Annotated in this window: 22 protein-coding genes; 12 read left to right on the forward strand and 10 right to left on the reverse strand. The window is 50.5% G+C overall.

Annotated features, from left to right (window positions below; genetic code table 11):
* Positions 1-62 precede the first annotated feature (62 nt).
* Positions 63-1,541, reverse strand: a complete 1,479-nt coding sequence (gene argH / locus NVIE_RS01305; protein ID WP_075053672.1) for an argininosuccinate lyase — start codon at positions 1,539-1,541, stop codon at positions 63-65.
* Between the two features lie 117 nt (positions 1,542-1,658).
* Between argH and NVIE_RS01310 the strand changes: the two genes are divergently transcribed.
* Positions 1,659-1,946, forward strand: coding sequence for a hypothetical protein (locus NVIE_RS01310; RefSeq protein ID WP_144239397.1), 288 nt, complete (start codon positions 1,659-1,661; stop codon positions 1,944-1,946).
* A 70-nt stretch (positions 1,947-2,016) separates the two neighbouring features.
* Positions 2,017-2,382 (forward strand): metal-sulfur cluster assembly factor, encoded by a 366-nt coding sequence (locus tag NVIE_RS01315; RefSeq protein ID WP_075053674.1) that lies wholly within the window; start codon positions 2,017-2,019, stop codon positions 2,380-2,382.
* A gap of 5 nt (positions 2,383-2,387) precedes the next feature.
* On the opposite strand, the gene NVIE_RS01320 is transcribed toward NVIE_RS01315, so the two are convergent.
* Genes NVIE_RS01320 through NVIE_RS01340 form a run of 5 tightly spaced genes read right to left on the reverse strand, consistent with a single transcriptional unit; the run spans position 2,388 to position 7,557 of the window.
* Entirely contained in the window at positions 2,388-4,133 is a 1,746-nt protein-coding gene (locus tag NVIE_RS01320) for a sialidase family protein (RefSeq protein WP_075053675.1), read from the reverse strand.
* Between the two features lie 47 nt (positions 4,134-4,180).
* The gene (locus NVIE_RS01325; RefSeq protein WP_084790554.1) at positions 4,181-5,023 is read right to left on the reverse strand and encodes a succinate dehydrogenase/fumarate reductase iron-sulfur subunit; all 843 of its coding nucleotides are present in this window, start codon (positions 5,021-5,023) and stop codon (positions 4,181-4,183) included.
* Between the two features lie 12 nt (positions 5,024-5,035).
* Positions 5,036-5,365: a succinate dehydrogenase gene (locus tag NVIE_RS01330; RefSeq protein ID WP_174405450.1), complete on the reverse strand. Its 330-nt coding sequence runs from the start codon at positions 5,363-5,365 to the stop codon at positions 5,036-5,038.
* Positions 5,366-5,391: 26 nt separating this feature from the next.
* On the reverse strand, positions 5,392-5,838 hold the full coding sequence (locus NVIE_RS01335; protein ID WP_075053677.1) for a succinate dehydrogenase: 447 nt from the start codon (positions 5,836-5,838) through the stop codon (positions 5,392-5,394).
* Between the two features lie 6 nt (positions 5,839-5,844).
* The gene (locus NVIE_RS01340) at positions 5,845-7,557 is read right to left on the reverse strand and encodes a succinate dehydrogenase/fumarate reductase flavoprotein subunit (protein ID WP_075053678.1); all 1,713 of its coding nucleotides are present in this window, start codon (positions 7,555-7,557) and stop codon (positions 5,845-5,847) included.
* Between the two features lie 177 nt (positions 7,558-7,734).
* Between NVIE_RS01340 and NVIE_RS01345 the strand changes: the two genes are divergently transcribed.
* From NVIE_RS01345 to NVIE_RS01360, 4 genes are all read left to right on the forward strand, one after another.
* Positions 7,735-8,037 (forward strand): tetratricopeptide repeat protein, encoded by a 303-nt coding sequence (locus tag NVIE_RS01345; RefSeq protein ID WP_075053679.1) that lies wholly within the window; start codon positions 7,735-7,737, stop codon positions 8,035-8,037.
* A gap of 100 nt (positions 8,038-8,137) precedes the next feature.
* Positions 8,138-8,521 carry a hypothetical protein gene (locus NVIE_RS01350; protein ID WP_084790555.1) on the forward strand — a complete coding sequence of 128 codons (384 nt, stop codon included), beginning with the start codon at positions 8,138-8,140 and terminating at the stop codon, positions 8,519-8,521.
* Positions 8,522-8,578: 57 nt separating this feature from the next.
* Positions 8,579-8,953, forward strand: a complete 375-nt coding sequence (locus NVIE_RS01355; protein ID WP_144239398.1) for a hypothetical protein — start codon at positions 8,579-8,581, stop codon at positions 8,951-8,953.
* A 20-nt stretch (positions 8,954-8,973) separates the two neighbouring features.
* Entirely contained in the window at positions 8,974-9,255 is a 282-nt protein-coding gene (locus NVIE_RS01360) for a hypothetical protein (protein ID WP_075053681.1), read from the forward strand.
* On the opposite strand, the gene hisS is transcribed toward NVIE_RS01360, so the two are convergent.
* Positions 9,252-10,529 (reverse strand): histidine--tRNA ligase, encoded by a 1,278-nt coding sequence (gene hisS, locus NVIE_RS01365; protein WP_227717426.1) that lies wholly within the window; start codon positions 10,527-10,529, stop codon positions 9,252-9,254. The genes NVIE_RS01360 and hisS overlap by 4 nt on opposite strands.
* 83 nt (positions 10,530-10,612) lie before the next feature.
* Here hisS and NVIE_RS01370 point away from each other — a divergent pair, with 83 nt between their 5' ends.
* The 3 genes from NVIE_RS01370 to NVIE_RS01380 are packed head-to-tail and all read left to right on the forward strand — an operon-like array spanning position 10,613 to position 11,679.
* Positions 10,613-10,831: a hypothetical protein gene (locus tag NVIE_RS01370; protein ID WP_075053682.1), complete on the forward strand. Its 219-nt coding sequence runs from the start codon at positions 10,613-10,615 to the stop codon at positions 10,829-10,831.
* A gap of 3 nt (positions 10,832-10,834) precedes the next feature.
* The gene (locus NVIE_RS01375) at positions 10,835-11,200 is read left to right on the forward strand and encodes a type II toxin-antitoxin system VapC family toxin (protein WP_075053683.1); all 366 of its coding nucleotides are present in this window, start codon (positions 10,835-10,837) and stop codon (positions 11,198-11,200) included.
* 47 nt (positions 11,201-11,247) lie between these two features.
* Positions 11,248-11,679, forward strand: a complete 432-nt coding sequence (locus NVIE_RS01380) for an archease (RefSeq protein WP_075053684.1) — start codon at positions 11,248-11,250, stop codon at positions 11,677-11,679.
* A gap of 15 nt (positions 11,680-11,694) precedes the next feature.
* Here the strand turns inward: NVIE_RS01380 and NVIE_RS01385 are convergent, their stop codons facing one another.
* Positions 11,695-12,207, reverse strand: coding sequence for an Hsp20/alpha crystallin family protein (locus NVIE_RS01385; RefSeq protein ID WP_075053685.1), 513 nt, complete (start codon positions 12,205-12,207; stop codon positions 11,695-11,697).
* 367 nt (positions 12,208-12,574) lie between these two features.
* Here NVIE_RS01385 and NVIE_RS01390 point away from each other — a divergent pair, with 367 nt between their 5' ends.
* The 3 genes from NVIE_RS01390 to NVIE_RS01400 all read left to right on the forward strand — a co-directional run bounded on the left by NVIE_RS01390 (position 12,575) and on the right by NVIE_RS01400 (position 16,968).
* Positions 12,575-15,805: an N-6 DNA methylase gene (locus NVIE_RS01390; RefSeq protein ID WP_075053686.1), complete on the forward strand. Its 3,231-nt coding sequence runs from the start codon at positions 12,575-12,577 to the stop codon at positions 15,803-15,805.
* Positions 15,806-16,024: 219 nt separating this feature from the next.
* Positions 16,025-16,645 (forward strand): DNA protection during starvation protein, encoded by a 621-nt coding sequence (gene dps / locus NVIE_RS01395; RefSeq protein ID WP_075055919.1) that lies wholly within the window; start codon positions 16,025-16,027, stop codon positions 16,643-16,645.
* A gap of 5 nt (positions 16,646-16,650) precedes the next feature.
* Positions 16,651-16,968: an IclR family transcriptional regulator gene (locus tag NVIE_RS01400; protein WP_144239399.1), complete on the forward strand. Its 318-nt coding sequence runs from the start codon at positions 16,651-16,653 to the stop codon at positions 16,966-16,968.
* A 6-nt stretch (positions 16,969-16,974) separates the two neighbouring features.
* Here NVIE_RS01400 and fen read toward each other — a convergent pair whose 3' ends face one another.
* Together fen and NVIE_RS01410 are read right to left on the reverse strand one after the other, a co-directional pair.
* Positions 16,975-18,000 carry a flap endonuclease-1 gene (gene fen / locus NVIE_RS01405; RefSeq protein ID WP_075053688.1) on the reverse strand — a complete coding sequence of 342 codons (1,026 nt, stop codon included), beginning with the start codon at positions 17,998-18,000 and terminating at the stop codon, positions 16,975-16,977.
* A gap of 53 nt (positions 18,001-18,053) precedes the next feature.
* The gene (locus NVIE_RS01410) at positions 18,054-18,809 is read right to left on the reverse strand and encodes an ATP-binding protein (RefSeq protein ID WP_075053689.1); all 756 of its coding nucleotides are present in this window, start codon (positions 18,807-18,809) and stop codon (positions 18,054-18,056) included.
* Positions 18,810-18,825 lie beyond the last annotated feature (16 nt).

The following is an 18,825-nucleotide window of genomic DNA, read 5'->3' on the forward strand; positions in this document are numbered from 1 at the left end:
GAGCTTGAAAACCACGAAAACCAACCTCGAAAAGGGGAAAAAGTGCGCTAACGGGCGTCCGGCTAGGCTTGCATGTACTTGGCGACGGTTTTCGCAAGGTTGTCAAGGCAGCCCTTGACGTATTTCGTCCTTTTCTTGGTGCCTTCGCGGTATCCTGCCACCCTTGACCTGGCCATCTTGATCATTTCATCTTGTTCTTTGGGATTGGGCGAACCAGCAGACCTGCGGGACTCTATTGACTTTTCCGGCGTCATCTCTTTCACTATCTTTGCCAATTCGTCCGGCTTGATTTCCTTCTGCTTGGCCTGCTCTAGCGCAATAGAGATGTCCTTTGTGCCAAGCGCCGCAAGGGGCACGTCCTTTTCTGCCGCGCGTGAAACAAGCGCGCCGACGACTTTGTGCGCGCTGCGGAACGGCACGCCATTTTTTGCCACAAGCTGCTCGGCAATATCAAGCGATATGGCGTAACTCTTTGCCGAAGTGTCGAGCATCTTTTTCTTTTTCACTGTCAGGGTGCTTATCACACCTTCCATCACCTTTAACGTGCTTATCGCAGTGGCAGACGCTTCAAGCAGCTGCGGCTTGACGTCCTGCAGGTCGCGGCTGTAGCCCGAAGGCAGGCCCTTGACCATTCCAAGCATGGACGCAAGCCTGCCTGCGATTATCGCGGCCTTGGCCCGCGTCAGCTCCAGTGGGTCCGGGTTCTTTTTCTGCGGCATTGCGCTTGAAGTAGAGCTGTATCGGTCGTCAAGCTCGACAAAGCCAAACTCCTGCGTGGACCATATTATGAGGTCCTCTGCCATCCTTGCAAGCGTGGAGGCAAGTATCGCAAGGGCCGCAACGTATTCCACAAACGAGTCGCGGGAAGTGGTTGCGTCAAGCGAGTTGCGCACCAGCCCGTCAAACCCGAGGAGTATTGCCGTGCGCTTGCGGTTGATTCCGATGCTCGTGCCTGCGATGGCGCAGGCGCCAAGCGGCGACTGGTTTATCCTGCCAAAAGTGTTGTAGATGCGCTCAAAATCACGGGAAAGCGCGTCCGCGTACGCAAGCATGACATGCGAAAACGTGCCCAGCTGGCCCTGCTGCAAATGAGTATAAAGGGGCATTATCGCGTCCTTGTTTTTCTCTGCTTTTTTCACCAACGTGTCAATGAGGTCTGCAAGCGTAGCGCACAATTCGTTAATGTCGTCGCGCACCTTCATCCTGACATCAAGCACGACCTGGTCGTTGCGCGAGCGGGCGGTGTGCATCTTGCCACCCGCGTCGATCCCTGCCTGCTTTATCACAAACGCTTCAAGGGCCTCGTGGATGTCCTCGGCGCCCTCCGTCTCGATGAGGCCCGGGTTCTTTTTTGCCGCTTCCAGGGCTGAAAGGATCTTTTTTAGCTCCGGCTGGCTGATGATGCCTATTTCGTGGAGCATCACCGAGTGGGCCTCGCTTCCTACAATGTCGTAGTAGAGTATGGACTGGTCGTGCTCTATCGACGAGAGGAACGCAAGCACGTCGTCGTCCATCCTGCCCTTCGGCCTTGAGCGGTACACGCAAGTGCATCGTTTTGCGCTTTATTTTAATATTTTACAACCAGCTAGCTGCCATCCATTGGCTTGTTAACAGAAGCTAGCTTGGGCGCTTGTATACATTTTAGCAATCAGTTCTGCATGGAATCAGCGCTAGCGCCACCAGTGCGCCTGATAGAATACCCAAACGACCTTTCTGGATGCGACTCTGTCGAGATAGGAGGCAAGCGTCTGCTGTACATGTGCTCAAATAGCGACGCAGGCAAGCATTTTGTCATAGTCCTCGGCTATTACGCCGGACAGAGGGAAGACTTTGTTACAAAGGACCTGATAGAGCCGGTGGACGACTGGAGCAGGGCCGCAATAAAAGAGGTGCTTGCTAGGTCGCTTGCACAGGAATACGCCGACGCGCAGGTATTTTTCCTCTAACACTTTTGTATTTTGCTGCCGTTCTTGTTAATGATTAAATACGGTAGTTTTCCATCTATTTCCTAGAGAAATGAGTACCGACGCCAAGAATGACGCTAATTCCACCCCTCAAAAGGGCGACGACCTGCAAGCGACCCGCAGGAAGATTTTCGACGAGTTGACCAAGATAGTCGACCCGGAGATCGGGGTATCGATAATGGAGCTAGAGCTGGTGGACAAGGTTGACATCAACTCTGGCAAGGTCGCAGTCGACTTGCATTTGACAAGCCCGTTCTGCCCCGCAGTGTTTGGCTTCAAGATCGCGCAGGACGTGCGCGACAACATCTACAAGCTGGCAGGCATAAACGAGGTCAAGGTGCAGGTGAGCAACCACTTTATGGCAGACGCCATAAACAAGCAAGTGAACGAGAGCAAGTACCCTGCAAAGGCCGCCTGACGCTACTATCCTGTTTGCAGCCTTCTAAAGAATACGTCAGCATGATCTGTATGCCGATCAGTCTGCCACACTAGATAGATTTCAGGGTTCCTGTTTTCCTTCTCAACTATTATTCCGCGAGGTCCACTTGACTCTCCTCCAGAATCTCCACTAATTTTGAATGGTCCTGCAGCTGATTTCTCACCCGTATTTTTGTGCCATAAAAGTACTTCTGCATCTGCAAAACTAGGCTTTTGTTCATCTTTTGGATGGGCAATATACTTGGCTTTCAAAGCATACAGTCCTCTATCAGAGGGAAGCAACAGGATGTATGTTGCAAAAGAAGAAATTGATGCTGTATTCTTGCTATCCTCAAGTTTTGTACGTTCCTCAAAACTAATGCCTCCATTATTGCTAGATCTGACAAAAACATAACCGCTGTCACTTTCTTCAAACAGTTGGTATATCTGCCGGGCGCCAGTGAGCGTTCCTTTTTTCATCATATCAAACAAGCCTTCCGCCGGATTGCTCATGTCGACATATGCTACATGCACGTTGTTGCCATCAGGCGAGACTGCAAATGAAGAATGCGAGCTGATTGGGCCATCGATGCCAACATGGACGGGATTGCCAAACGTTCTTCCTGCATCCGTGCTTTTCACGAAAATCAGCGGTGCCCGGGGAAACGAAAATGGAGTTGGAACTGCCTCCTCTTCGCCATGGCTTGCTACCTCTAATAGGAGGTACAGAGAGTCGTGCTGTTTAGAGGCTACTTCGGCTCTTGCAGAAATTATCTTGCTGCCTATGCTAGATACAGTTTTGCTCAGACCGGTTCTTTCCTCAAAAGTCTGACCCTTGTCTGTGCTTGCAAAGATGCGGACTCTGGCGTTGTCTGAATCTCTTCCTAGAGGGTTGATAATAACGTATACATTCTTGCCAATGGCGTGCGGGCCGGTTGGCGAAATTACCTGCGGCCCGCCTTGACTGTCAAAACTGGTTTCTAGGAGGTCAATTTTCTTTCCAAAGGTCTTTCCACCATCGTTACTTGCCCTCAGAAATACTCTGACTGAAAATCTGTATTTTGGGGCTCTCTCAAGGCTCTTTCTAATTTGGTCTTCCATGTATTTTGCGGCTTTGTCCGTCTCGCCTGGGCCAAAAGAAATGCTCGTTGCGGCTTCTTTTGATTCCGGCTGCGCCACTTCGGACATTTTTTTCGCCGTGGTCGATTCGACCCACATAACATAGACGTTGTTGTCGTTTCCAGCGGCAATGTACGGGGTTACTGTATCGTACGTTTCAGAAGGCCGGCCAGGGCCAAAGTTACTCAAATCATTGCTACCCTCGCTGCTGCAAACTCCTGTCTTCTCGTCGCTGATCATAACCGGTTCTCCAAATCTGTCATCATCCTCATTTTCTGAATTTCTTGAAAAGTAAACGTCAAGTTTTTTCGGAGAGCTTTTGTCAACCCATGCCAAAAAGACTCTATTTTCGTTCAAGGGCGAAAATGCGGTCCGAGGAGAAAAGCTACTGGGTCCCTTAAACTCGTGTAAAGTTATGACATCGCCAAAAGTCCTGCCATTGTCTTTGCTTATCCTGTAGACAATGCTGGCGCTCTTTTTCTGCCCTTTGAAGTGTTCAATATTGCCATATATTCCCCTAGTCTTTTGCCATATTACATAGAGAGAATTGCTCTTGTGGGAGAACGCCACAAAAGGCGACGTGGCGTAAAAGCCACTGTCATTGCTGATGCTGACAATCTCGCCAAGGTCCAACTATTCAAGTACGCAAAGGCTACTTTTGAAGTCTCTGTGAGGTCCTACTATTGCTTGCTTCTATCCTTCAGCTCTGCCTTCTTTTTCTCGTTGCTTGAAAAGCCAAGCAGGTGACCGCGCAAGAGCTGTATGCCAAGCGCCGGGTCGACTCCCTTGGGGCAGACCGTGCTGCACGAGCCCGCAAAGTGGCACCGGAATATCCCGTGCCTGTCGTCAATCAGGTCAAGGCGCTCCTTTGATGCGTTGTCGCGGTTGTCGATGAAATAGCGGTATGCCTGCGCAAGCGCCTGGGGCCCGGGGAACTTGGTGTCGGTTGCCACGGTCGGGCAGGCGGAATAGCAGAGGCCGCACTTTATGCAGTACGAGAACTGGAGGAACTTGTCCACTTCCTCCGGATTCTGCATGAACTCGGACATCCTGTTCACCTGCTTCGTGTCCATGTCTGCCTCGTCGTTGTGGATGTAGGGCTGCATGTTCTTGTGGTGCGCAAAGAACTGCTCAAAGTCGGTGACAAGGTCGCGTATGTGCGGGAAGTTTGCAAGGGGCTCTACCGTTATCACGCCGCCTTCAAGCTCGGACACCTTGGTGTAGCAGGCAAGCCTGGGGATGCCGTTTATCTTCATGCCGCACGAGCCGCATGAGGCCATCCTGCACGAGTAGCGGATGCCGATGCTGTGGTCCTGGTACTGCTTGGCGTACAAGAGCGCGTCAAGGACGGTTGTGGACCTCTGCACGGGCACCTCGAAGAGGTCGTATTTCGTGTGCTCGCCGGCGGCCCTGTTGCCCCTGAGAACCTTGAGGGTTATCGACGACCTCTGGATCTCCTTGCTGTGCTTTTCTGCACGCTTTTTGTCAAGGCGTTCGATTTTTTCTATCGTCTCTGTTGCCATTTTTTATTGTCATCACCCTAGCGAAAACCCGTTTGCCACGATTATGGTGCGGGTCCCGTATGCCACTATTCCGATCATCGCGGCGATTGTGACTGCAGTCACCATGCCTTCCCAGTTCCTGCTCTGCCTCATCTCAAGCAGGATGATTCGCAGGCCGTTAAAGCCGTGGATTGCCACCAGTACCAGTATCGACTCCAGGAGCACGACGTACGGGATGTTATGGTAGTTTGCTATCACGTTCTCGTACTCGAGGCTCATCCCGTAAGGCATCACGAGGCGCATCATGATGTGCACTCCGACCACGAATATCGCGGCTATTCCCGTGATGTAGTGGATTTTCATTATCTCACTTTCTTTGAGCAACCCTGTCATTCGCCTCCAAACAGCACCGACGCGCCGTACAGCATTGCGACTGCGGCCAATATTAGCGCTATCCATATCCCCGACTTTTGCCTGTAGTTGAGCGACGCGGCGTCGTACGGGTAGTCGGGCCTTCCCGGCTTGCCAAGCCCCTTGCCTCCGTGCGTGAATATCAGGCGTATCCCGTTTGCGGAATGGAACGTGCTCATGCCTATCACGAGTATCAGTATCATGTGGCCAAGCGGCGTCTGGGTCAGCTCCATCATCGCGTTCCACGCGTCGATGCCTCCCGTGAGGTTGCTTGTTTCGTAGATGTGGCCTATAAAGTACGCAAGCAGGCCGACGCCTGTCAGCCTCTGCAGCCAGTACGAAACGCGCTCCCACCCGTACCTTGACGGGTTGAGCCATCCTGCAATGCCCTCGCGATTGTTGCGGTCAGCTGATGCTTTTTCCATATTGTATCAGTACTTCCTCTCCACTGGCGCATAGCGCGTAAAGGTCACCGGATGCCATGCCATCCTGGGGCCATCCGGCGTATGGTAAGCGAGAGTGTGGCTTAAGAAGTTGGTGTCGTCGCGGTTTGGATAGTCGGTCCTTGAGTGCGCCCCGCGGGATTCCCTGCGGTTGAGCGCCCCCACTAGCACCACCTCTGCGGTGCGGAGCATCGAGTCGGTCTCCATGACGTTTACGAAATTGGTGTTGTATTCCTTGGCCTTGTCGTCGACGTGCTTCCACATGGCCGCTTTCAGCTCGCGCACTTTTTTCAGGGCTGACGCCAGCCCCTCCTCGTTCCTGAACACATAAGCCTTTTCGTCCATCGTGTCGGTCAGCTCCTTGCGCACCTGGTACGGGTTTACGCCGCCCGATCCCCTGAACAGGCCGTCGTAGATGCGCTTTTCCTCGTCTGCGACCTGCACCTGCGAAATCTCGATTGGTTTTGACTTGCGGGCAGACGCGTACTGCGCCGCAAGCTCGCCCGTTATCCTGCCCCACACTATGCACTCTGAAGTGGAATTGGCGCCAAGGCGGTTTGCGCCGTGCGTGCTGTTGCATGCGGCCTCGCCAGCGGTCCATAATCCCGGAAGCTCTGTCGCGCCGTCGATGTTGGCGTGGATGCCTCCCATCATGTAGTGGCACACCGGCCTCACTTCGATAGGCTCGTCGATGATGTCGACGCCGGAGAATTTTATCCCTATTTCCCTGATGCCTGCAAGCACCTCCTTGATGCGCTCGTCGCCAAGGTGCGTCAGGTCCAGCTTTAAACAGTCAAAGCCGGTCTCGTGCTTGAAGCCCCTGCCCTCCTGTATCTCCCTTATCATAGAGCGCGACACCACGTCGCGGGGAGCCAGCTCCATCTTGCCGGGCGCGTACTTGCTCATAAAGCGCTCGCCCTTGTTGTTTATCAGATAGCCGCCCTCGCCCCTTGCACCTTCCGTGATGAGGATGCCTGACGGCATGATGCCTGTCGGGTGGAACTGCACAAACTCCATGTCCTTCATGGCAAGGCCGGCGCGAAATGCCATGTCGATGCCGTCTGGAGTCGACGAAAACGCGTACGTGGAAAAGCTGTATATCCTGCCGGCTCCGCCCGTGCATATTATTCCTGCCGGCGCCTTGAATACCGTAAAGTTGCCCGTCTTTATTTCGATGGCGGTGATTCCCTGGAAAGCCGAGTCGCGCAGTATCGAAGTGCAGAACCACTCGTTGTAAAAGTGGATGTTGCCGTGCTTCAGGCACGTGTCGTACAGCGTCTGCATCTCGTAAAAGCCGACCTTGTCCTGCGCAAAAGTCGCGCGGGGAAACGAGTAGCCCCCGAACTTGCGCTGGGCAATCCTTCCGTCCTTGCGCCTTGACCACGGCATCCCCCAGTGGTCCAATTGATATATTTCAAACGGCATGTTGCGGACTAGGCGCTCTGCCACGTCCTGGTCTGCAAGAAAGTCGCTCCCCTTTATCGTGTCGTAGACGTGGGATTCCTGGTTGTCGCCTTCCTCCTCGTACAGCACGGCCGCGGTCCCGCCCTCTGCGGAAACAGAGTGGGAGCGCATGACCTGCACCTTGGAAATGACTCCGATGCTCAGGTTCTTGTCAGTAGCAGCGGCTGCAATGGCCGCGCGCAGGCCTGCAAGCCCCGAGCCGATTATGAGGACATCGTGCGATATGGTGTCAACCAAATTCCGGACAGTCCTTCTTACCGGGATTTACATTCTCTTAAATATCTTTGTGACTACATTTCCGTGGACAGCAGTAAGCATCCGCGTTTATTCTAACGAACAAGGATGTGTCGACAGGTGACTATTACTACCTAGCTGGGTTAATATCTATCTTTCAAGCCCCTCTTTCAAGTAGCAATGAACGACCATGACGACGCTCTTGAATCCCGGTTCTACCGTCGCCCAGAAAAGCCGGTGCCTGCAACAGTCATTGAAATGCTGAGCCGCTTTGAGTTTGATTCCACTCTGGATTACCTGAACAAGCTGCTGGAAAAAGAGCCGGACTTTGAAGATGCCTGGGAAAAGAAAGGTATGGTTTGCTTTCTAATGCTGAAATATTCTGATGCTGTTCAAGCGTACGATGCCGCGCTCAAAATCAACCCTGCAAACGTTCGGGCGAAGAAGGGCAAAGAGGAAGCTATCTACTGGCTCAAGCGCTAACCACAATCTGATCATAGTAATTTGCATAAGAACAATTATGAGCAATCATATGCGATCTTGAAGCGACGTTAATAGGCAACCCATGCGTACATGAGGCGTATTGGGCAAGGCCTTTGACATCTTTGTCTCGTCGCTGGTGATGTTCTTTTTCGCCGGCTACCTGAACATACATTCCGACATCATCGGCCTGCACGAGCCTCCGATACCGGTCACAAAGGAGGTGGAGGAGTTCTGGGAGCTCTTTACGTGGGTGGTCTTTGGCGTGCTTGCCCTTGACATCTACCTGAAATACCGAAAGGTGCGCGACCCGAAACTGTTTCTCAAAAAGCACTGGCTGGACATACTGATGCTGTGCCTGATGCCGCTCTTTGCCGGCTTCAAGATAGCCAAGCTTTCGGTGAAACTGGTCAAGGGGTTGAAGATGGCCAAGTCCGGGTTCAAGGCCGCGCACGGCGCAAAAAAGATCGGCAAGGCAAAAGGCTGACCCTCATCGTCACCACAACCACCACAACCCTTATTATTCAATGCAGCCGGATCAGTTTTGTCTATCTCCATGTTTGACGACTGGATAAGCGCTCCAGCAATAGCCCTTGCGGTGGCCTACTCGTGGCTTGCGCACAACCTTGGCGAGCCCTTTGCGGCATTTGCAAAGGATTTCCAATTCGCGGCGATATGCACGATAACCATCATCTTCATCATAGCAAGCGTGTTCATAATGCTCAGGCAAACAAAGAAGAGGCTTCCAAAATCGTACGTGGTAGAGATCGTCGACGTGTATGGCGACAAGGTGTCGATAGACGGCGTCAGGCAAACCTTTGCGACGTACGACGCGGCGGAAAGCTATGCCCGCATGTACCGGCAGAACTTTTCCCAGTACCGCTTCAGGGTAGTGGGCAGCCAAAAGGTTAATACCTGAAGCAGCCTGCCGACATTTCGTTGACGGACCTTACGCAGTTTCTGACCAACAGGGAAAACCCAAAGGTGTTCCTTGCGCCAAACACGTCCGACTCGGAAGTGGTAGAGAAGGCAAAAAAACTGCTTGTGCAAAACGGCCTGCGCGAGGACCTTATAGAAGTGAACTATGACATGCAGCAGCTCGACGTGGGCGATCTCAATGTAAGCTATGACCCGCCTGATCTGGTAGTTCGCGCCGTGTACGACAAAAAGCCAAGCGGCATCGTCAAGATGAAGAGCGTGGCGATGATAAAACTCTCCTAGAGCATCTTTGAAACTGCTTCTGCAAGCCTTGAAATGTCCTGCTTGGTTTCAGAGCCGTCTTTCATGGATTTCACCGTCACCTTGTTTTCTGCAAGCTCTGCCGGCGCGACTATGATGGCAACTGCGGCGCCTTTTGTGGACGCGTCGTCCAGCTGCTTGCGCAGCGCCCTTCCAAGCATGTCATAGTCGGTGGCAATGCCCGCGTTCCTCAGCATAGAAGCGATTTCAAGCGCCCTTGCCTTTGCGTCGCCGGTCGCGTACGCGACGTACGCCAGAGGCTTTGCTGCTACTTCTTGCGCTTTGTGCTTTTGCAGCGCAAGGACGATGCGCTCAATTCCGCCTGCCGCGCCTGTCGCGCCGATGTCCTTTCTCCCAAACGCGTCAGTGAGCCTGTCGTACCTGCCGCCGCCTACCAGCGCGCCTCCTTCGCCGGAAGCGTCAAACACCTCAAAGACAATGCCCGAGTAATAGTCAAGGCCCCTGACTATCCCGAGGTTTATCGTGGCGTTTGCCACGCCCCTTGACGCAAGCGAGTCCATAAGGCCGGACAGTTTCTGCCATGCCTGCAAGCCTTTCACATCGCCTGCTTTTGAAGCGACTTCGCCTGCCGTCCCTGTCACCTTTGAAAAGTCGATGAGCGACTGCAATTTCGCAGGCTCTATGGCGTCCTTGTATTCTGCTAGCACGCCCTGCGCGCCCTTTTTTGGCACCTTGTCGACTGCGCGGAACATTTCAAGCACCTTTTCTTCTTCGCTGATGCCAAGCACTTTTCTGATGTACTCTTCTACCAGCTGCCGGTCGTTTACCTGTATGGATACTGCAAGACCGAGTTTCTTGAAAAACGCCGACACGAATTCGATTACCTCCGCGTCGGACTCGAGCGAAAACGGCCCGTACACTTCAATGTCCCACTGGTGGAAATACCTGTAGCGCCCCGCCTGCGGCTCGTCGTAGCGCCACACGCCGGCAAACGCCGCTATTTTGGCCGGCATCTTCAGGTCGCGCCTTGCAGCAACGTGGCGCGTAAGGCCTATAGTCAGGTCAAAGCGCAAAGCAACGTCGCGGTCGCCCTTGTCCTTGAACGCGTAAATTTCATTGGAAATGGAAGCGCCGCTCTTGGCCTCAAGCGTGGAGAGCATCTCCAAGGGCGAGGGCTCCATCATGCGAAAGTTGAACAGCCGCGCGGTCTCAAAGAATTTCTCCCGGACGAAATTGATGCCTGCAAGGTCATCGCTTTCGATGTCCCTCATGCCGCGGGGAAGTTCCAGCTTCACACCAGTAGCACGAGGCTGTTGGCATTTAGATTTTGCGCTGGTCGCAAGCGCGCTTAAATATGACGGTGTGTAATACATAAAGTGTGACGACAATAAGCGTGAGGGTATCAGAGAAGGAAAAAGCCGCGCTCAGAAGGCACGGCAAGATTTCCAAGGTGGTAAAAGAAGCCATAAACCTTTACCTTGATTCTGCGCGATCCAGAGAGACCTTCAAGAGGCTAAAAGAACTTCAGCAAGCAGAGAACATCACGACAACTACGCGGGAAGAAGCCGCATTGATCAGGGAAGACCGGCATAGATAAACAATGATCGTTGCAGACAGCAGCTACCTTGTGGAAGGGTTGCTCAAGGACGTATCCTTGATTGAAAACGAAGGAGTGGTGGTCTCTCCCGATCTTGCTCTCTATGAAGTCGTCAACGCCGTCTGGAAGCATGAAACCGTATTAAAAGACATCAAGGATGGCCGGCCATATCTGGATGTCCTGTCCAAGTTGGTCTCTGCTCGCGCAGTTCGATTCGTAAAGCCGGACAAGAAAATAATCGGACAGGCTTATCAGCTTGCTTCCAAGAAAAGATGCACCTTTTATGACGCCGTTTTTGTAGTCCTTGCCCTAGAACTTGGACTTGAACTAAAGACATTTGACGAGGCTCAGCGCGCCCTTTTGCCTTGAAAAAGTGCGCCGCTGTCTTATTATAACAACATGGAGCAGCAATCGTCATGGCCGGCGGCTACCGGTTTTTGGACCACATGACAGACGCCGTGGTAGAGGCACACGGCAGCACGCTGGAAGAAGCGTTCGTACAGGGCGCACGTGGGCTTGTGGACACGATGGTGGACCTTGACACCGTACGGCCTGTTATGGAAGTAAAGATAGAGGCAGAAGGCCACGACCTTGAATCCCTGCTTTTTGACTGGCTTGACAGGGTGATGCTCTTGATGGTGGCAGACGGGATTGTACTGTCGGAATTTTCAGTGAAGATACAGAAACTGGACGGCGGTAATTATCTTCTGAAGGGCGCTGCCAAGGGAGAAAAAATAGACCTTGCCCGGCACCGCTACAAGGTCGAGATAAAGGCGATAACGTACCACGAGATGCTTGTCAGGCAGGAAAAAGGCAGGGTGACGATAAGGTTCCTGATGGACCTCTGAAAGAAAAAGGAGAGGCTACTTGACGTCCACCTTGGTCTCGTCTTCGCCTCTTGTCGGGACCTTTTTTGGCAGTTCAAGCTTCAGTATGCCGCTTTCCACCTTGGCGCTGACTTTTGAGGGGACTATTTCTTCTGGGACCGGGACGTTGCGGTAAAACGACCTGTACAGCCTTTCGGTGTAGAGGTAGCGCTTGCCCTTTTCCTCTGTTTTCTCAGAGTGCTTGCCGGATACCTCGACGGTGTACCTTGTGGCCTTGACGTCTATCTTTTCCTTTTCTATTCCCGGCACCTCTACCTGCAGCTCGTACCTGTCGCCCTTGTCGACCAGGTCGTACAGCGCCAGCCTCATGTCCCTTGCCTCAAACAGCGACGGCATGTCTGGCCAGTTCATTGCCAGCGGCCAGGGCCTCATCATGCGTTCCATGTCGCGCCTAAAGTTGTCAAAGATGTTTTCAAACCTCCTCGGCGTAATGGCGGTACTGCTATTTTCCTCGTCTCTTTTCGACTCTCTCCCTTCTTTGGAGCTCATATTCTCTATACGTTGGCAAATTATTTGAGAGCTTTGAATGCAGTGCAATGCAAAAAGCTGATTTCTGCACATATAGAACTGAAGTTTTGGATAACAGGCTAAAGTCGGCCGGCAAGATTGATAGGTACGAGAAAAAGATCAGTTTGAACTCACAGAAAACGGATGTAGTTTGATGGATCGCAGTTACTACGTAAGACGAAGTTGTGCGACTCCGCACCTATCAACATCAACTTGGTTGCAGATATCATTGCAAAGAAGGACGAAATACAGTGGGAAGATGAAGAAGAGGGAGATACGAACCTGAGAGTGATCTTTAGAACAGGAGGGATAAGGATATAATCTTCTATAATTATGCAAATCTGAATAGTTGGAAATCGAGGAGTTCGATGCTCGACTTAAGGAGTACAGCCACGATGTAGCGGGCGCAAATACAGAATCCATGAAGGCATTCTATTTCTTGGAATTTGTTAGGTCAGTTTTCCGCAATAGTGATAGTGCTCTCGTAGCAAATACTCCGCATAAGGTATTCCCTGACCTTGAAAGATACATTAAGAGTGAGAAGACTGTCATTGTCAAAGGAAGAGTAGATGCATTTCTAGGAAATCTGATAATCGAGTTTGAAGGGAATTTGCGGCAGGCGAAAATGGAGGAAGCAACACGTCAATTAAAACAATACACTTCAATTCTCTGGAATAATCATGGTCGTGTTGACTACCTTTGTCTCGCAACGGATGGTCTTAGCTTCTTTATTTTTAGACCAAAATCAGAAGCAACAGAGAACTATACACCCGGTTCGATCCAGTTGCAGCCAGTCGATGAATTTGATATCCGAAAAGAAAGTGCTAGAACTATTCTCAAACAACTAGAGCGCTATATGCTATATCCTGCTCTACGTCCTGTAACTGGAGAGGATATTGCTCGGGATTTTGGCACCAACAGTCTTGTATTATCATATTCTATCGATGTCTTGAAACGCGCTTGGAACAAGATAAAGGATGAAATCACAGTTGTTCATAATGAATGGTCAAAGTATCTAAGTATAGTGTATGGTAGCGAGGTCAAGAATGAAGAATTATTCCTAAAGCATACTTACCTTGCTACTCTTGCAAAATTGATGGTCTATACGTACTATCAATCTAACACACTGCCCACCTCAAGGGAAGTCATCAATAAGATACTGAAAGGTGATGTCTTTAGGGAGTGGGGGGTAGAAAATTTCCTTATTGAAGATTTCTTTTCGTGGATTATTAAAGACTCGGTTAATGAAGAGGGAATCGAAGTCTCCAGAAGGATCTTAGATGCACTAGAACGGTATGACTTAACAAAGTTAAATGAGGATATTTTCAAGGAGCTTTATCAGGAACTAGTCGATCCAACGGAACGTCATGCGTTAGGAGAATTCTATACTCCTGATTGGCTTGCCGAGATGATGGTCGAAGAAGTCGTAACAAACCCCACAGCAAGGATTTTGGATCCATCATGTGGCTCCGGAACATTCCTCGCAGCGACTATTCGATACAAGCTATCAAAACTCTCCGGAAAGAGAGCAGGAGACCAAATAAAAATAATCTCGACTACAGTAGTCGGTATAGATGTTCATCCACTTGCGGTTCTTATCAGTAAGGCAAACTACCTAATGGCGCTCGGAGATATGCTGAGCAAATTGGGAGGAAAAATTTTCATCCCGATTTACATGGCAGATTCAATAACTTTTCCTGTGCCATCCAAATCGATCGCAACATACAGTGCAAGGGAAAACGAAGATGTTTACGTATACACAGTAGATAATCGGACACAACTAATCCTGCCTCAAGCGATTATAGATGCAGAGTCTGTCGATTTTGTGATTGATATCATTAAAGATTATGCAATCAAGAAATCTGCCAATGCCGACTTCTCCAGCAAAGGGTTTCAAGCTCTTCTCCAAAAAGGCTATGGCATTACAAATGATCAATTCGATGTTATTCTTGCCACTGCAAATGCTCTAGCAGACCTGATCAAGAATAAGAGAGACAGCATACACCCCTTCATTCTGAAAAACATCTACAAGCCCTCAATGATTGGCAAATTCGATATTATAATAGGAAATCCGCCTTGGCTGTCGTACAAGGATGTTAGGAGCGTCGACAGACAGAGGAAATTAAAAGAGATCATCATTCAGAAGTACCGGCTACTAGACTCTTCTGAAGAGAAATTACTCACACACATGGAAATGGCAACATTATTTTTTGCAAGGTGTTCTGATATTTTTCTTAACGAAGAAGGAAAGATAGCATTTGTCCTTCCGCGAAGTGTCTTCAACTCAGACCAACACGAGCGATTTAGAGATAATACCTTCATCCCTCAAGTAGGTTTTACTCTTTTGTTCGATTTAGAGAAAAATCAAAGAGAAAGAGTTAGTCCGCTTTTTAGCATTGAATCGTGTGTTGTTTTTGGTCAAAAGGGAGCAAAAACCAAATACCCAATAAATACTCGTCTAATGATCGGCAGACTTCCTTCGAAGAATGTAACGCTAGAAGTAATAAGAAGCCGTATCGAAACAGGAGCTTTCAAAATAACGTCGCATAGCACGCAACTAACTGTAATTGGAAAAAGAAAGACGTGGAGTTACGACAAGCAGACTGAATTGAAAAAAGCGCGCAGTCCGTATATGCAGCTATTTCGCCAAGGAGCAACCATTGTACCGCGAAGTTTTTGGTTTGTAGAAGTTGTGGAACACCCAAAGTTCCCAATCGATCTAGCAGAACCCTACGTTCAGACTAGCAAACGAGCGCAAGAAATGGGAAAGACGGATTACAAAAGTATTGTAATTCAAAACAAAGTTGAAAAGGATTATCTTTATTCTTCTATTCTGGGATCCGATTTACTGCCATTTTGTAATCTGCCATACAGACTCACAGTCTTGCCAGTCTCTGTATCTGATAAATCATTTCGTATTATAACCAAGGAGACAGCAGAAATGAGAGCACATAAACACATGCAGCAATGGCTTGAACAAGCTGAAAACAATTGGAGTAAGATTAGAGGACAAAAGGCCGAAAAAATGACAATTTATGAAAGGCTGGATAGAGGAAAAGCTATTTCAAATCAGGATCCTTTGGCCAAGTTGGTAGTTGTTTATAATGCTACGGGAAGAAAAAACCTAGTTGCTTCCTTGCTGCATTCGGATGAATTTCATAAAGTTGGAGAGGGACAAAGGTCGATAGCGACTCAAGGTTTCATCTGTGATCATAAGGCGTACATGTATTATCCTAAGAGCTCTGACGAAGCATATTATCTCATTGCTATACTCAATTCAAATTTCGTTTTTTCAATTTTATTAAAAATCAAATCTGCCAGAGGTATTCATAAGAAGATTTGGGAATTGCCTATTCCGCTATATGATAAAGACAATCCTCTCCACAGAGCTATAAGCAAATTAGGGATGATATGCGAACAGAAAGCAAGGAAACTTTTGGATGAAGAGCTTCGTCACTTTGGTTCTACAGAATCGCTTCACACAGGTGCCACAGGAAAACTTCGCAAGGTCTTAAGAGAAGGTATAAAAAAAGAACTTGATGAAATCGATAAGCATGTCGCATCCCTTCTTAAGGCTTGAGTTGTCAAACACAGTAGAAATGTATTGCAGACCATGACGTATGGTTCTACAAGGGGATAACTTCTCTAGTACGAGGCACAATCCAAGGCTATTCTATTAATGCCTTTATCGTTATTTTTGCTCCTTGTCCATGAACTCTTTAGGGAGTAGCCATTACCAAGATATCAAACCTTATTAGATCCTGTACGCCCGCCCAACCGTAAGTGACACGTGACAAAAATGAGCGAAGACCATCACAACAACAATGACAAGATAAACGTAGTAGGGATAAACGTGCTAAAGCAGAACGGGGCAAACGTGGACGAGATAGTCAGGCTCTTGGTGTACAACGCGTCGGTCGAGTTCACCGCGTACTATTACTTCACGAACCTGCGCGCACACTGCACCGGCCTTGACGGCGAGGGGCTAAAGGGCGTCATCGAGGACGCGCGCCTTGAGGACCTGAGCCACTTCGAGTCGTGCATCCAGCGCATCTACGAGCTGGGCGGAACGCTGCCATACGACGCAATAGAGTTTGTAAGGATGTCGGGGTGCGAATTCCTGCAACTGCCAACACCTACAACAAACATCCAAGAGATAATGAAAAAGTGCCTTGCAGCAGAGCAGGGTGCCATAGTCAACTGGAACAAGCTGTGCAACCTTACAATAGGCAAGGACCCTGCGACCTACGAAATAGCCAAGGACATACTAAAAGAAGAGATAGAGCACGAGGCGTGGTTCCTCGAGCTTATCTACGGCAGGCCGTCAGGCCACATGCGCAGAAAATACGCCGGCGAGCGGCCGCACACGCACAAGCACTCTAGACAACTACCTGATCACGCTCTATCGGACATAACATGAGAAAGTTGGAAAAATCATTACTCATCCAATATCTGGGAGACACGCCCAAGCTCAGGATAATAGACTTTTTTCTGGAAAACCGGAGCGACTACTCCAAAAAAGAGATCATAGAAAACACGGGGATATCCAAAACGACGTTCTACAAGGTGTGGGATGAACTGGTGCAGTTTGGCATCGTGAAGGAAACAAGAAAGTACGGCATGGCGCAACTCTACACGCTGGACGAAAAAAATCCCGTGATAAAAAAGTTCATGGCTCTTGATGCCGAGCTGGCCAAGCAGGCCATGAAAAGGGCTACTGGCGAGCTGGCAATCGCCGGCTAGGCGCGTTTATCCAAACCACTTTTCAAGCGACTGGCTCCGGCTTTCCTGCGCCTTTTGCAGCTTGTCAAGCATGCCGGCGACCCTGTCGGTTGAAAAGCTCTTTTGCACGCACAGAAAATCCAAGATCTTTTCGCGGCTGACCTCTCCAAAGCTGACGCCGTCTGATTTTGGCACCTCCGGCTTTAGAAAGATGTCGCGTATCTCCTGGTACGGGACCTCTGCAAGCTGGCTCTTTACCTTCTCTACGTTTTCAAGCCTGCCGTTTTCCTTTATCAGTTTTATAGCCGTCTTGGGGCCGATGCCGGGAAACCCGCCGGGGTTAAAGTCGGTGCCAATGAGTATGCCCACGTCTACCAGTTGCTCGTGCGTAAGGCCGGTCTCCTTCAGCACGTTGTCGTGCTCTATTATCTCTGGCTCGACGTCGATGTAGGTGTTCTTGCCGGGGACCTTGCGCCTGCCCGACGCGGCAAGGTTGCGCACCAGCCTTCTTGCGCCAAACAGTATTGAATCGTAATCCTGGCTTGCAGACGCGTACGCCACGCCCGTCTTTGTCAGGTGCGCCGCGGCAGCCTCGCCGTCGGCCGGCGCCTGCACGTACGGTATGCCAAGCGCAGCCAACAGCATTTTTGATTCTTCCACCATGCTGTCTGTCAGGACGGACGTGCGCTTGCCGTATTTCACCGCGTCTTCCATCCTGCCTTCTTCCAGCGCATGGTTGTACTGCGCGACCGCCTCCTGCTTGAGTTTGGACCTGCGCTCTATCTCCTGCGCCTTGAGCGCGTGCATCTTGCCGTCAAAGACGTACACCGGCTTGATGTTTTCTGCAAGCAGGTTGACGTTCCTGTAAAAGAGACCGCTGAGGTGGCTCGTCACCTCTCCCCTGCCGTTCATCAGGAGCTCGCCCGTAGGCCCGCGGATGGTGGAGAGGAACTGGTAGATGGTGTTGAAAGCGTCAATGGCAACTACCTTGCCCGACAGTTCTGCCAGCTTTATCGGCGTCGAGGTTATGAGCGGCTTTAGGTCAAGCCCCATTGGGGTTTCTTGCACACGAGAAATTATAAGAATTTTTGCTACTGCTGTTACTATTACTGCTTTTTGTAGTTGCGCATGGTTTGGGCTATCCACTCGACGTCCTCCTTGCTCTTGGCAAGGCGGCCCAGTTTTACGCAGTCGCGTATGTCCTTTGACTTTAGCCTGTTCCACACCGCGTCAGCTATTGCAGCCGCAATGTCGGGCGCGACGCCCTCGCGTGCAAGCAGGTGCGTGCAGATTTCCGTGAAACTTCCAATGGAATACTGCTTGAAGTGGAGCACGATGAACCTTGACAGGAGCGGCGTCAGCATGCGCTCGGTGCCGTTGCTTGTCGCAAACACCCACGTTTTCAGCTGCGTGTTGCGCGTTTTCTGGAACTTTGTCTCTGACACGATCCCAGTCTCCATGAGGCTCAGGAGCGCGGTCTGGTCCTTCATGGGCATGTGCTCTATCTCGTCGACGATGAGGTAGCGGGGCCTTTTCTCAAACAGATAATCGATCATGCCTGACTTGGTGCTGTGGCTCCCAAGCGTGAAGTAGGATCGCTCCAGCTTCATGCATTCCAGCATGAAAAGCGTCTTGGCCGACGCCGGCGGGCCCACGAGGAGGATGTGCACCGGCTTTTCCGACGAAAGCGACATCTGGAACAGGCGCTTGACGTCGTCATAGCCCACGATGCTGTCAAAGGCAAGCGGCGACTGGTCCTGTTTTTGCTGCTGTTGCTCCTGCGATAGCTCTGCCGTCTTCTCGATCTTGTATTCGGAAAACTCTTCTTCGCTTACGCCGACAGGCAGATCCTCAGACGACACTCTGGGATGAGTTCTG

The organism is Nitrososphaera viennensis EN76 (assembly GCF_000698785.1).
Taxonomy (GTDB): domain Archaea; phylum Thermoproteota; class Nitrososphaeria; order Nitrososphaerales; family Nitrososphaeraceae; genus Nitrososphaera; species Nitrososphaera viennensis.